Annotated in this window: 14 protein-coding genes; 7 read left to right on the plus strand and 7 right to left on the minus strand. The window is 54.1% G+C overall.

Translation table 11 applies throughout. From position 1 onward, the window contains the following. Positions 1-66: 66 nt before the first annotated feature. From pdxH to anmK, 3 genes are all read right to left on the minus strand, one after another. The gene (pdxH, locus tag ACOTX2_RS04115; protein ID WP_003857601.1) at positions 67-723 is read right to left on the minus strand and encodes a pyridoxamine 5'-phosphate oxidase; all 657 of its coding nucleotides are present in this window, start codon (positions 721-723) and stop codon (positions 67-69) included. A gap of 57 nt (positions 724-780) precedes the next feature. Further along, positions 781-1,104 carry a C-type lysozyme inhibitor gene (gene mliC / locus ACOTX2_RS04120; protein ID WP_022647912.1) on the minus strand — a complete coding sequence of 108 codons (324 nt, stop codon included), beginning with the start codon at positions 1,102-1,104 and terminating at the stop codon, positions 781-783. 93 nt (positions 1,105-1,197) lie between these two features. Next, positions 1,198-2,322 (minus strand): anhydro-N-acetylmuramic acid kinase, encoded by a 1,125-nt coding sequence (anmK, locus tag ACOTX2_RS04125; RefSeq protein WP_032624364.1) that lies wholly within the window; start codon positions 2,320-2,322, stop codon positions 1,198-1,200. 255 nt (positions 2,323-2,577) lie between these two features. Here anmK and slyB point away from each other — a divergent pair, with 255 nt between their 5' ends. Continuing rightward, positions 2,578-3,045, plus strand: a complete 468-nt coding sequence (slyB, locus tag ACOTX2_RS04130; protein WP_022647910.1) for an outer membrane lipoprotein SlyB — start codon at positions 2,578-2,580, stop codon at positions 3,043-3,045. A gap of 196 nt (positions 3,046-3,241) precedes the next feature. Next, positions 3,242-4,603 (plus strand): MASE4 domain-containing protein, encoded by a 1,362-nt coding sequence (locus tag ACOTX2_RS04135; protein ID WP_421625884.1) that lies wholly within the window; start codon positions 3,242-3,244, stop codon positions 4,601-4,603. A gap of 38 nt (positions 4,604-4,641) precedes the next feature. On the opposite strand, the gene slyA is transcribed toward ACOTX2_RS04135, so the two are convergent. Further along, positions 4,642-5,082, minus strand: coding sequence for a transcriptional regulator SlyA (slyA, locus tag ACOTX2_RS04140; RefSeq protein ID WP_032623345.1), 441 nt, complete (start codon positions 5,080-5,082; stop codon positions 4,642-4,644). Between the two features lie 187 nt (positions 5,083-5,269). Here slyA and ACOTX2_RS04145 point away from each other — a divergent pair, with 187 nt between their 5' ends. The 3 genes from ACOTX2_RS04145 to ACOTX2_RS04155 are packed head-to-tail and all read left to right on the plus strand — an operon-like array spanning position 5,270 to position 8,402. Further along, positions 5,270-5,506 (plus strand): DUF1656 domain-containing protein, encoded by a 237-nt coding sequence (locus ACOTX2_RS04145; protein ID WP_022647907.1) that lies wholly within the window; start codon positions 5,270-5,272, stop codon positions 5,504-5,506. Positions 5,507-5,508: 2 nt separating this feature from the next. Next, positions 5,509-6,369, plus strand: coding sequence for an HlyD family secretion protein (locus tag ACOTX2_RS04150; RefSeq protein WP_038417029.1), 861 nt, complete (start codon positions 5,509-5,511; stop codon positions 6,367-6,369). Further along, positions 6,369-8,402 (plus strand): FUSC family protein, encoded by a 2,034-nt coding sequence (locus ACOTX2_RS04155; protein WP_063148176.1) that lies wholly within the window; start codon positions 6,369-6,371, stop codon positions 8,400-8,402. Before ACOTX2_RS04150 ends, ACOTX2_RS04155 begins: the two co-directional genes overlap by 1 nt. On the opposite strand, the gene sodC is transcribed toward ACOTX2_RS04155, so the two are convergent. The 3 genes from sodC to ACOTX2_RS04170 form a co-directional block, all read right to left on the minus strand. Beyond that, entirely contained in the window at positions 8,381-8,899 is a 519-nt protein-coding gene (gene sodC / locus ACOTX2_RS04160) for a superoxide dismutase [Cu-Zn] SodC (protein WP_022647904.1), read from the minus strand. The two genes, ACOTX2_RS04155 and sodC, sit on opposite strands and share 22 nt — an antisense overlap. Before the next feature lie 81 nt (positions 8,900-8,980). Beyond that, positions 8,981-9,877, minus strand: a complete 897-nt coding sequence (locus tag ACOTX2_RS04165) for an aldo/keto reductase (protein WP_003857612.1) — start codon at positions 9,875-9,877, stop codon at positions 8,981-8,983. Positions 9,878-9,925: 48 nt separating this feature from the next. Next, complete coding sequence (locus tag ACOTX2_RS04170) at positions 9,926-10,165, minus strand: DUF1289 domain-containing protein (RefSeq protein WP_023299951.1); 240 nt, start codon at positions 10,163-10,165, stop codon at positions 9,926-9,928. A 148-nt stretch (positions 10,166-10,313) separates the two neighbouring features. On the opposite strand from ACOTX2_RS04170, the gene eptA reads away from it, so the two are divergent. Both eptA and ACOTX2_RS04180 read left to right on the plus strand, forming a co-directional pair. Continuing rightward, positions 10,314-11,939 (plus strand): phosphoethanolamine transferase EptA, encoded by a 1,626-nt coding sequence (eptA, locus tag ACOTX2_RS04175; RefSeq protein ID WP_063148155.1) that lies wholly within the window; start codon positions 10,314-10,316, stop codon positions 11,937-11,939. A gap of 41 nt (positions 11,940-11,980) precedes the next feature. Beyond that, positions 11,981-12,580 carry a TetR/AcrR family transcriptional regulator gene (locus ACOTX2_RS04180; protein ID WP_022647900.1) on the plus strand — a complete coding sequence of 200 codons (600 nt, stop codon included), beginning with the start codon at positions 11,981-11,983 and terminating at the stop codon, positions 12,578-12,580. Positions 12,581-12,606: the final 26 nt, after the last annotated feature.

The raw sequence follows: 12,606 nt of genomic DNA on the forward strand, positions 1-12,606 counted from the left end.
GAAAGGACCATAGAATAAAGCGCCAGCGCGGTGTGCGCTAGCGCTTAAATCAACAAATTTTGGGGATTACGGTGCCAGTCGGTCTATTTTCCAGCCACCGTTGTCGCGCTGGTATAAAAAGCGATCGTGCAGGCGGTGCTCACCGCCCTGCCAGAATTCCATCTGCTCAATGGGGATGCGGAACCCGCCCCAGAAACTCGGCAGCGGTACTTCACCCTGCTGAAACTTCTGTTTGAGTTCGAGGAATTTACTTTCAAGTACGCCGCGGGCCGAGATTCGGCTGGACTGTTTAGAAACCCAGGCGCCAATCTGACTGTCGCGCGGTCGGCTGTGGAAATATTTCACCACTTCGAGCGTAGAGAGGCGCTCTGCCTTGCCGGTAACCATCACCTGGCGCTCAAGCATATGCCACGGGAAGAGCAGGCTAATACGCGGATTATTTTCCAGGTGATGCGCTTTACGACTGCCAAGGTTGGTGTAGAACACCAGCCCTTTCTCGTCATAATGCTTAAGAAGAACGATGCGTTGATACGGCTGACCGTTTTCATCAACCGTGGCAACGACCATCGCCGTCGGGTCGGCCAGTTTCGCTTCGCAGGCCTGTTTCAGCCAGCGTTCAAAAAGCACCAGCGGTTCGGCGGGAAGATCCTGGCGGCGCAGACCGCCTTTGGTGTATTCACGGCGCAGATGCGCAATTTGCTGTAGTTCGTCGTTATCTGACATGGCGTTAGCTGAAAGTGAGGTTGGGTGGCGCTATTGTGCGCGCCCCCTTCAAAAATCTCAACGCTTCGGATTTTCCAGCTGACAATTGTTCAGCACAATGCGGTCTCGCTTATAGACGGTGGCGCTGTCACCTTTTGACCAGAAGACGTAGATCCCATCCGTGTAACGCGCCCCGGAGGCGGACATCCCCTGCTTCAGCGTCAACAACTTATTGTCATAAACAAAGCTGGCTTCCTGGCGAGTGTTGTTCAGCTTCACCGTCAGCGGTTTTTCATCACAACGATATTCCAGCGTATCGGTTTGCATACGCTCAACGAACTGGTTATAGACGCTGCATCCGGTCATAAGAAAAGGTACAGCAATGAGAAGAAGTTTTTTCATGGGCAGATTCCGAAGACTATCCTGGTCCTGGAGGGCCTAACCGCCCTCCTGTTTTTCCCTATTTTACGGGTTATGCCTCCCGCTGAATTTCAGTTAACTCTGATTATGGCGCGGATTTGCCGGGAAAATAGCACCGAGGACGCTCGCCTCCCGCGCACCGGTTACGGAGGGTAAATTCCCGGGCAGACCGGCAACCGTACGCCAGGCAAGCCAGGCGAAGGCCAGCGCTTCCATGTCGTCTCCGCTGATCCCGGCTTCGTCAGTGGTCGTGACTTCGGTGCCCGGCAGCAGGGCGGCGAGGCGTGCCATCAGGAGCGGGTTGCGGCTTCCGCCTCCGCATACCAGCAGACGCTCGCACCCGCCGCTGAGCAACACCTGTTCAGAAATCGACACGGCGGTAAGCTCAGTCAGCGTAGCCTGCACATCCTGAGGCGCAAGGCCGGGGAAGCGTGCCAGATGACGTTCAAGCCAGCCGTAGTTGAAATACTCTCGCCCCGTGCTTTTCGGCGCTGGCAGGGCAAAGAATGGATCGCTTAAAAGGGCTTGCAGCAAGGGAAGGATCACTTTCCCCTGGCTGGCCCACTGCGCGTCTTTGTCGTAGGGTTTACCGTTCTGACGCCAGATCCAGGCATCCATCAGCATATTACCGGGCCCGGTATCGTATCCACGCACGGGCTGCCCGGGAATGAGCATCGACAGGTTGGCAATCCCGCCAATGTTCAGAACCATTCTGCGCTCCACCGGGTGCGCCAGCAGCGCCTGATGAAATGCCGGAACCAGCGGCGCCCCCTGCCCGCCGAGGGCCATATCGCGACGACGGAAATCCCCCACCACCGTCACGCCGGTTTTTGCCACAATCTGGTTATTATCGCCAATTTGCATCGTGTGCGGCGCCTCGCCGACAGGTTCATGCCAGACGGTCTGCCCATGGCATCCTATTGCCACGACATCCTGCGGATGAAGTCTTTCTTGCTGCATCAGAGCCAGTACCGCATCAGCAAACAGCGCCCCCAGACGCACGTCCAGTTGGCCCAGTTGGGAAAGCGTCAGCTGTTGCCCCTGGCAGATGCTCAGGATCTCTTCTTTTAACGAGACCGGAATAGGCCAGGTCAGGCTTGCCTGCTGCGCCACCATGTTTTCATCAATGGCGGCCAGAACGACATCCACACCGTCAAGACTGGTACCAGACATCACACCGATATAGCGACCCGATTTCATGCGCTTTCCTTACGTTACATGGGCTAAGTGCAACCACTCCATCATAAATAACGCTGCTTTGCTATCCGGTGATAATATTTTTTAACAATCTCAGACCTGTAGCACAGACGGTTTTTGTTTATGTCCCGTTAAGCCCCGTTCAGGTAAAATTTATCTATTCGGCATGCAAAGATATGAACTGTGGTCAGGAATGCCATATAATTTAGCCATAACGGATGCCCCAACCGGGCGTTTTTTGGTGAACAGGAGAGTCAAATGATTTTACGTGTACTGGGCGTTTCGCTGATTGGTTTAACACTGGCGGGTTGTGTGAACGACAATTCACTCTCCGGCGACGTATATAGTGCTTCTGAAGCTAAACAGGTACAGAACGTGACCTACGGTACTATCGTTAATGCCCGTCCTGTTCAGATTCAGGGTGGTGATGACACGAACGTCGTGGGCGCAATCGGTGGTGCTGTGCTGGGTGGTTTCCTGGGTAACACCATTGGTGGCGGCACCGGTCGCTCTCTGGCTACCGCAGCAGGCGCAGTTGCAGGCGGCGTAGCGGGTCAGGGCGTTCAGGGTGCGATGAACAAAACTCAGGGCGTTGAGCTGGAAATCCGTAAAGACGATGGCAGCACCATTATGGTTGTGCAGAAACAGGGTAATACTCGCTTCTCTGCAGGCCAGCGTGTTGTACTGGCAAGCAACGGTAGCCAGGTCACCGTCTCCCCGCGTTAATATCCCGACGGATGCGGTCCTTTCGGGCCGCATCCATTTACAAAAACTATCATTTTAAAAAATGTATTTATAAAAATACATTCACACGGCGTATAATTAATTCCCTCTGATATTGTTCCTGCGCAAAGTATTTTTTATTTCCCTCCTTTAGACTCGTCTGATTCTCTTTTTCCTCTTTTTAATTTTTTAACATTCTATGCTTGCGAACTGTCGATTTGTAATGAACCGCTTTGTGGCCTTTGCACTTGGGTGCATTTTTATCATTGCCGTGTTACAAGGTTGTTTTATAAAACTTGTTGAATGGGTTCCTTCATTCTCTCCGCTATTTTTCCCAACGCTCACTATTTTTCTTCTGGTATTCCATCTGTTTATCGCCTGTTTTATGGCAATGAAATACTGGTGTGATAAAAAACGGCTATATCTCGTTCCGATTGCGTCAGCCTTTGCCGGTTCAGCACTGCTGATGGTGGGTACGCTATCCAGTTTTCTAGGCTGGCTGGATCTCTATCAGTTCAACGAGGCGAACTATAATGACGCGATGATCTTTTATATGTTCCGACACCTCTTAATGGCGGTGCTCATGATGGCCTCAGCCTTACTTTATACGCTTCGCGTTTCCCCCCTTTCACGAAGCACCCACATCGGTATTGTTGTCGGATCGGCTCTCTTTACGGGCTGCATGCTTTGGCTGGCGTGGTTCTATTCCAGCCATTCCACGACGTTAACCCTGGATCTTGTGGATAATGAAACCCGGCAGTTCATGATTCTCTGGAGCCAGACCATCAACATCATTTTGGTCATTCTTTGGGTTGTCACATTAATCACCCTGATGGTCGTGACCCGGATAAGAAATTTGTTCTGGGCGGGCGGCAATTTTTTATGCGTCTGTTATGTCGTCACGCTGTTAATGCTGTTGTTAGGTGGATACGTAGAAGATGTATCATGGTACCGCGCCCGGTTATTCGAAACTGTCGCGACTTTAATGATTATTTTCATTTTGCTTTCCGACGTCTTTAATTTGTATCGTGACTCGCACGTCAAATACCAGCAGTCATATCAAAATTCAATCCGCGACCCGCTTACCCGTCTTTATAATCGCAGCTATTTTTATGATTCATTAAACTATGCCCTCAGCTCTGCAACGGAGGCACACCCGGTATCGGTGGTGGTAAGCGACCTTGACCGTTTCAAACGTATCAACGACTGTTACGGGCATTTGCAGGGCGATAAGGTATTACAGTTCGTCTCTAATCTGCTGACGGATTCCGTGCGCCCCCAGGATATCGCGGCCCGAATCGGTGGTGAAGAGTTTGTGTTGATGCTGACAAATACCCCTTCAGACGCCGCGCGGCAGGTGGCCGAGCGCATTCGCCTCAAGCTGAGCGGGTTTGATAAAGCCAGCAGCGGCGGTCATCTGCCGGAACCTATTACCATCAGCATGGGCGTATTCACCGCAACCTCGCCGGAAACCAGTGCGGAAACCTGCGTGGAGAGCGCGGATAAAGCCATGTATGAGGCCAAAGAGACAGGGCGCAACCGGGTGGTGGTGTTCAGATAATAAGAAAGGCCTTGATTTCGCAAGGCCTTTACGTTCGGTCAGTCGCGAGACTGCAGATCGTGGATGTTCTGCTCAAGACGGGCGATGAGTCCTATCAGCATCTCCAGCTCAGCGGGGGAAATACCTTCAAGGATCTCCCCACGCGTTTTACTGATGACAGCTTCCATCTCAGTAATAATCGGGGCCGCTTTTTCCGTCAATTTGATCCGCTTGGCGCGACGGTCGCTGGCGCAGGTTTGTCGGGAGATAAGTCCCTTCTCTTCCAGTTGGTCAAGAGTGCGCACCAGTGACGGCTGCTCAATGCCAATCGCTTTTGCCAGTTGGATCTGTGACTGGTCGGGCGGGAGCTGATGAATGTTATGCAGCGTAACCCAGTGCGTCTGCGTGAGTTCCAGAGGTTTCAGGCGATGGTCAATCAGAGCACGCCAGATGCGTACCAACCTTGCCAGATCAGAACCTAATGGCGATTCCAATTTCATCTCCTTATAATTAGCTTGCTAAGTGATTATAGTGATTTTAGAATAGTTTGCAGTATTTGTATTGCCAAAACAAATGCAATCACGGTATTCATCATTCCTGAAAGGATGATTTACACTGAACGGTAATGCGCCATCGCATTGAAATATGCCATTGTGGCCCTCACCCCACTGCAAAGGATCACTGCTTGTGACGTTCTTTTCCCTCTCCGCAGGGTTGCCCCTCCAGGATCTGATTGTCGGCGCATCGGTCTACTTTCCGCCACTGTTTAAAGCCGTGATGGTCGGTTTTGTGATCTGGCTCATTGCGCATCGTCTGCTGCGCGACTGGATGTATTCCGGTGAAATCTGGCACCCGATGTTAATGGATCTCTCCCTGTTTACCCTTTCCGTCTGTCTTGGCCTTGCCGTGTTAACCGTGTGGTGAGAATAGCATTGAAAACGTTAAAATATTTTTCCACTCTTTTCGTTTTAGCGCTGGCGCTTATGGCCGGCTGGTGGCTCTGGAATTATTACATGCAGTCGCCCTGGACGCGTGACGGCAAGATCCGCGCAGAACAGGTCAGCATCACGCCACAGGTGTCCGGCAGTATCAGCGCGCTGCTGGTGAAGGACAACCAGTTCGTTCATGCGGGCGATGTGTTATTCCGCATCGATGAGACCCCTTTCCACATTGCGGTGCTCAATGCCCAGGCGCAGCTCGCAAAAGCTCAATCAGATCTGGCAAAAGCCAATAACGAAGCCGAACGTCGCCGACATCTGTCGAGGAATTACATCTCTGCGGAAGATCTCGATACCGCCAATATCAATGTAAAAGCCATGCAGGCCAGCCTGAAGGTTGCAGAGGCAACGCTGAAACAGGCCGAGTGGCAACTGACCCAGACCGTTGTCAAAGCTCCGGTGGATGGATGGATCACGAGCCTGTCGACCCGTGTGGGGGATTACGCCACCACAGGCCAGCCGGTCTTTGCCCTGGTAGATAGCCACTCTTTCTATGTTGTAGGTTATTTTGAAGAGACTAAGCTGCGCCATATCCGCGAGGGTGCGCCTGCCCGGATCACGCTTTACAGCGGTGCAGAAAAGTTACAGGGTCACGTTAGTAGCATAGGTCGGGCAATTTACGATCAGAGCGTGGAAACCGATTCTGGTCTGGTGCCTGACATCAAACCCAACGTACCGTGGGTGCGTCTGGCTCAGCGGGTGCCTGTTCGCGTCGAGTTAGAGCAACTGCCGAAAGACATTACTCTGGTCTCTGGCACAACCTGCACCGTCGCCATCGGATCGCGATGATGAACCTGGGAGCTTTCTCCTGGCGCAATACGCCGTGGATAAAAGCGACACGGCCGCAGTGGCGTTACGCGCTGCGTAACGGCATCGCCATGTGCCTTGCGCTTACGGTAGCCTATTATCTGAATCTGGATGAGCCTTACTGGGCGATGACCTCTGCGGCGGTCGTCAGCTTCCCTACCGTCGGGGGCGTTATCAGTAAAAGCCTCGGGCGCGTGGCGGGTAGCCTGCTGGGTGCGACCGCTGCACTGCTTCTTGCCGGCCATACCCTGAACGATCCCTGGCTCTTTCTGTTAAGCATGTCGGCATGGCTGGGGCTGTGCACCTGGGCCTGCGCACATTTTACCAACAACGTTGCGTACGCGTTTCAACTGGCAGGTTACACCGCAGCCATTATCGCCTTTCCGGTCGTCAACGTGCTGGATACCACCGAGCTATGGGACATCGCCCAGGCACGCGTATGTGAAGTGATGGTCGGCATTCTGTGCGGCGGCGTCATGATGATGATCCTGCCCAGCACCTCGGATGGCACTACGCTTATCACCGCCCTTAAAACGATGCACGCGCGTTTGCTGGAACATGCCAGCCTGCTCTGGCAGCCTGATAGCAGCGATAACATCCGTCTAGCACACGAAAAGGTCATCGGCCAGATCCTGACCATGAATCTGCTGCGCATCCAGGCTTTCTGGAGCCACTACCGTTTTCGTCGCCAGAACACGCTCCTGAACTATTTACTACACCAGCAATTGCGGATGACGAGTGCGATCTCAAGCCTTCGCCGGATGTTGCTGAACTGGCCTGCGCCGCCAGCCCATACCCGGGAAGTTATCGAGGCGCTGCTCGCCGCCCTTGCGCGTCCGGATGCCGATATCTATACCGTGGCCCGCATTATCGCGCCGCTCGCCCCAACGGATGAATATGATTACCGGCACCGCGCCTTCTGGCAGCGTCTGAACTATTTCTGCCGCCTGTATCTGCGCAGCAGCCGCTGGTTAAAAGCCGTCGAAAATGCCACGCCCGTCACCGAATTTTCCGTTCCCGGTAGCCCAGCTCTGGCACGCCATACCGACGCAATGGAGGCGCTGTGGAGCGGTTTTCGTACGTTTTGCGCGTTGACGGCCGTGGGCGCATGGGCCATCACCACCCAATGGGAAGCGGGCAGTGCAGCCCTGACGCTTGCGGCAATCAGCTGCGTGCTCTATTCCGTCGCAGCTTCCCCGTTTAATTCCCTGACGCTTCTGCTGCGTACGCTGGTACTGCTGTCGCTGTTCAGCTTCGTGGTGAAATTTGGTTTGATGGTGCAGATAACCGACCTCTGGCAATTTCTGCTGTTTCTGTTCCCGCTGTTAACCACCATGCAGTTGCTCAAACTGCAAATGCCAAAACTGGCCGGTCTGTGGGGTCAGTTGATTGTTTTTATGGGCTCATTTATCTCTGTAACGAATCCTCCGGTTTACGATTACGCTGATTTTCTCAACGATAACCTGGCGAAGATCCTCGGCGTGGGGCTGGCGTGGCTGGCTTTCGCCGTGCTACGCCCGGGCTCGGATGCGCGTAAAAGCCGCAGGCATATTCGTGAGCTGCGCAGGGGTTTTGTCGATCAACTGAGCCGCAGGCCGCATCTGCGTGAAAGCGAGTATGAATCGCTGGTTTACCATCATGTCAGCCAGCTGAACAACAGCCAGGATTCCCTCTCCCGTCGCTGGCTACTGCGCTGGGGCGTGGTGCTGCTGAACTGTTCGCACGTGGTGTGGCAGCTGCGTGCCTGGGAGACGCGTTCCGACCCGCTTTCGCAGGTCCGCGATAATTGTATTTCCATGCTCCGCGATGTCATGAGCGAGCGCGGAGTTCAGCAACGCCCCCTGAGCGTCACGCTCGCCGAGCTTCAGCGTATTTGCGACGCTCTGGCGCACCACCATCAGCCTGCGGCCCGCGATCTGGCGTCCATTATCTGGCGGCTGCACTGCTCCCTGTCACAGCTTGAACAGGCGCCGCCACCCGGAACAATTGGCGATCAGATCACGCCGCAGGCATAGCGCGCCCCGCCGCCGCCAAGCGGTTTAGGTTGATCGGACATGTTATCGCCGCCCACATGGACCATCAGCGCCTTGCCTTTGACCTCGTCAATCTTTTTCAGCCGGGGCGCAACAACCGGATCGGTGGCTTTACCGTCGTTATTCACCACCAGCACCGGCAGATCGCCGAGGTGCCCCATACCTTCCGGGCCTTCATGCTTACCAGAGTTGTGCGGATCCAGATGCCCCCCAGCGGCCTCAGCGGCTGAAGGTTTCCCCTCTTTCATTGCAGGTTGACAGCTGCCTTTGGCATGAACGTGAAAACCATGTTCACCGGGTGGAAGGGCCTTGAGATCGGGAGCAAATTCCAGCCCTTTATCGGTTTCGGTGATTTTCACCGTCCCGATGGACTGGCCTACTCCCTGAGAAGTGACGAGATTCATTTCAACTTCTTCGCTGGCTGCCTGCGCTCCTGCGCAAACAACCAGCGTGACCACTGCCAGAGCAAAACGCTTCATAAGACCTCCACGGGTTATTTTTTGCACCTTAAGTCTATACCAGCGGCGCAGATTTCACCGGAAAGTCAGGTTCAGGCGTGCTCAGGGTACGTCGTAGCCCAGCGCCGCCTTGCGGATGCGGAACCACTGCTGACGCGTCATATCCAGCTCTTCAGCAACAAGCGCAGCGCGGACACGCTCAATTTTGCCGGAGCCGATAATCGGCAGCGGTTTAGACGGCAGGCGCAGGATCCAGGCGTAAACCACCTGCTCAATACTCTCCGCATTCAGTTCGCGGGCCACCGTTTCAAGCTCGTTACGCAGCGGCTGGAATGCTTCATCGTTAAACAGGCGGCCGCCTCCCAGGCAGGACCATGCCATTGGACGGATGCGCAGCTGTTGCAATTGGTCGAGCGTGCCATCCAGCAGCAGCGGCTGATGAACAGGCGAAATCTCCACCTGATTCGTCGCCAGCGTAAACGGCAGGCGAGACTGCAATAGCGCAAACTGTGCCGGGGTGAAGTTAGACACGCCAAAATGACGCACTTTGCCGCTCTGGTGTAGCGTCAGGAACGCTTCCGCAACCTCATCCGCATCCATCAATGGATCGGGACGGTGGATCAGCAGCAGGTCGATACGATCGGTGGCCAGGTTGACCAGTGACTGCTCAGCGCTTTTAACGATATGCGCGCTGTCAGTGATGTAATGCCCAAGTGCATGCTCCGGTTTTGCTGTGGTGGCAATACCGCATTTGGTCACAATCTCCATGCGTTCACGCAGCGCTGGCGCACGCTTCAGCGCTTCGCCAAAAGCGGCCTCGCACTGATAGCCGCCATAAATATCAGCGTGATCGACGGTGGTGATCCCGAGATCGAGATGCTCTTCTATAAAGTCCGCCAGCTGGACCGGAGACATATTCCAGTCCATAAGGCGCCAGTAGCCCATAACGAATCGGGAGAATTCCGGGCCCTGCGGGGCAAGGGTAATACGCTGAACCATAACATTTTCCTCAAGGAAGTCATGTCACCAGTATACGCAATTACCCTGCTAAAACAGTGAAGGTTGCTGAGGTTCTTCGGTTTCAACCGCTTTGTTTGCACGAATTTTGCGCAGCAGACGTTGTCGGCAGAGCCGTAAGACCTCCTGCTTTTGCGCGTCGCTGAAATTTTGCCAGTTAAAACGTTCATCGCGTGTGCGCATGCAGCCACGGCAGTATCCTCGTTCATCAACCTGGCAAATACCCCGGCACGGGCTCTGGACAGGGAAAAATTCCAGTTGCTCTGCCACACCTACCTCCAGAACGTCATTATTCCCTACAGTGAAGACCCTAAATGGCCTGCATGCAAGGCGTGTCCGTCACAAACAGGGCATTAAGGTTTCGCTAATCTTCCCTTCTTATACTCGCCGCATTGATATAACGAATGGTCTGGTCATCATGTGGCTCACTAAAAAGTTACACTGTAACGATACGAAATTTACCCTCGCCTGTGCGCTTTTCTTCACCGTGTTCAATGCGCTGTTTATCCAGCACAGCTGGTCAATCATCGCACCTACCCGTCTGCACGACGTGCTTTTTGCCGCCAGTGTGCCGCTGGTTCTGTTCTGCGGCTGGGTCATTGTTTTTAGCCTGCTGAATATTCCCTTTATTCGCAAGCCGCTCATGATTGCCCTGACCATAGGATGCGCCGCCGCGACCTGGTTTATGTACACCTATGGCGCGGTTATCGATCAAAACATGATTGTGAACGTGTTTGAGACTAACTCCCAGGAAGCGACAGCCCTGGTAACGCCGCAGCTGATCCTGTGGCTGGCCGTCGCGGGTCTGGTCCCTTCCGTCATCTTAGCCCTGACGCGCATTCGAACCGGAAAATGGTGGTATGCCCTGCTAACACGTTTCGCCGCTATACTGGGTGCGCTGCTGGTGATCATTCTCGTCGCGGCAGTGTTCTATAAAGATTATGCTTCGCTGTTCCGCAATAACAAAAGCATCGTCAAAATGGTCACTCCGGCGAACTACGTGAGCGCCGTTGTGAAGTACAGCAAAATGCGCTGGTTTGCTGGCGACCAGACGCTGGTCCGCATTGGCGAGGATGCCCATAAAGGGGCGCTGATTTCCGGCCAACGTAAGAAAACCGTGCTGGTTCTGGTGGTGGGTGAAGCCTCCCGCGCTGCAAACTATTCGTTAAATGGTTACCCACGTGAAACCAACCCCGAGCTGAAAAAGCGGGATGTCATCAACTTCCCACAGGCCTCCTCCTGTGGCACGGAAACCGCCGTTTCCGTCCCCTGTATGTTCTCCGGCATGACGCGAAAAAAATATGACGCGGACCTCGCCCATCATCAGGAAGGACTGCTCGATGTGCTTAACCACGCCGGGTTCAACCTGCTGTGGCGCGACAATGACGGCGGGTGTAAAGGTGCCTGCGACCGCGTGCCGCACACGGATATGACCCAGTGGAAACTGGATCAGTTCTGTAAGGACAAATCCTGTATCGACGACGTCAACCTGTACCGCCTGGACAACGTGCTGGACGGAATAAAGCAGGATACCGTACTGGTGATACACCTGATGGGCAGCCACGGTCCGGCTTATTACAACCGTTACCCGAACCGCTTCCGGAAATTCACCCCAACCTGCGATACCAATGAAATTCAGGATTGCGATCATCAGTCGCTGATCAATACCTATGACAACTCGATTCTGTATACCGATAGCGTGCTCAGCCGAACCATCGACGCGCTAAAAGCCCGGAAGGCCAGTATGAACACAGCGCTCATTTACCTCTCCGATCACGGCGAATCGCTGGGCGAAAGCGGAATTTACCTGCACGGTACGCCGTATATGCTGGCCCCGGAGCAGCAAACGCATATTCCGTTTATGTTCTGGCTCTCCCCGGACTATGCGAAAAACTTCGGCGTAAACACGGATTGCCTGCGTAACCATGCTGCAAAAGAGGCAGTTTCACAGGACAATTTGTTTGCCACGGTTCTGGGCATGATGGACGTGAAATCAGTGGTTTATCAGCCGCAGCTGGATATTTTGTCGCAATGTCGTCGCTAAGCGGGCTTGCATTAGACCGAACGGTCTATTAGAGTAAGGGCATGAGCAGACATACAGAACACGATACACGAGAACATTTGCTGGCTACCGGCGAGCGCCTTTGCATGCATCGCGGGTTTACCGGTATGGGGCTGAGTGAGTTATTAAAAACCGCTGAAGTGCCTAAGGGATCGTTTTATCACTATTTTCGATCCAAAGAGGCGTTTGGCGTAGCCATGCTGGAGCGGCACTACGCCAGCTACCATCAGCGCCTGGCAGCCCACTTCGCCAGCGGCGAAGGTGACTACCGGGATCGTGTTCTGAACTACTATCAGGAAACGCTGACGCAGTTCTGTCAGCAGGGCATCATCAGCGGCTGCCTGACGGTAAAACTGTCTGCCGAAGTGTGCGATCTCTCCGAAGATATGCGCACCGCCATGGATAAAGGGGCCAGCGGCGTAATCGCTCTGCTGGCTCAGGCGCTGGAAAAAGGCCGCGATGAAACAACGCTCTCCTTCTCCGGCGATCCGCTCACGCAGGCACAGGTGCTCTATTCCCTCTGGTTAGGCGCCAACCTGCAGGCAAAAATGTCTCGCAGCGCCGTGCCGCTCGAAAGCGCGCTGGCGCATGTGAAAAACTGTATTACTGCGCCTGGCGTGTAACCGGCGTTTTTATTTACCCTTTTACT

It is taken from the genome of Enterobacter cloacae complex sp. IR5412, assembly GCF_049237385.1.
In the GTDB taxonomy this organism is placed as follows: Bacteria; Pseudomonadota; Gammaproteobacteria; order Enterobacterales; family Enterobacteriaceae; genus Enterobacter; species Enterobacter intestinihominis.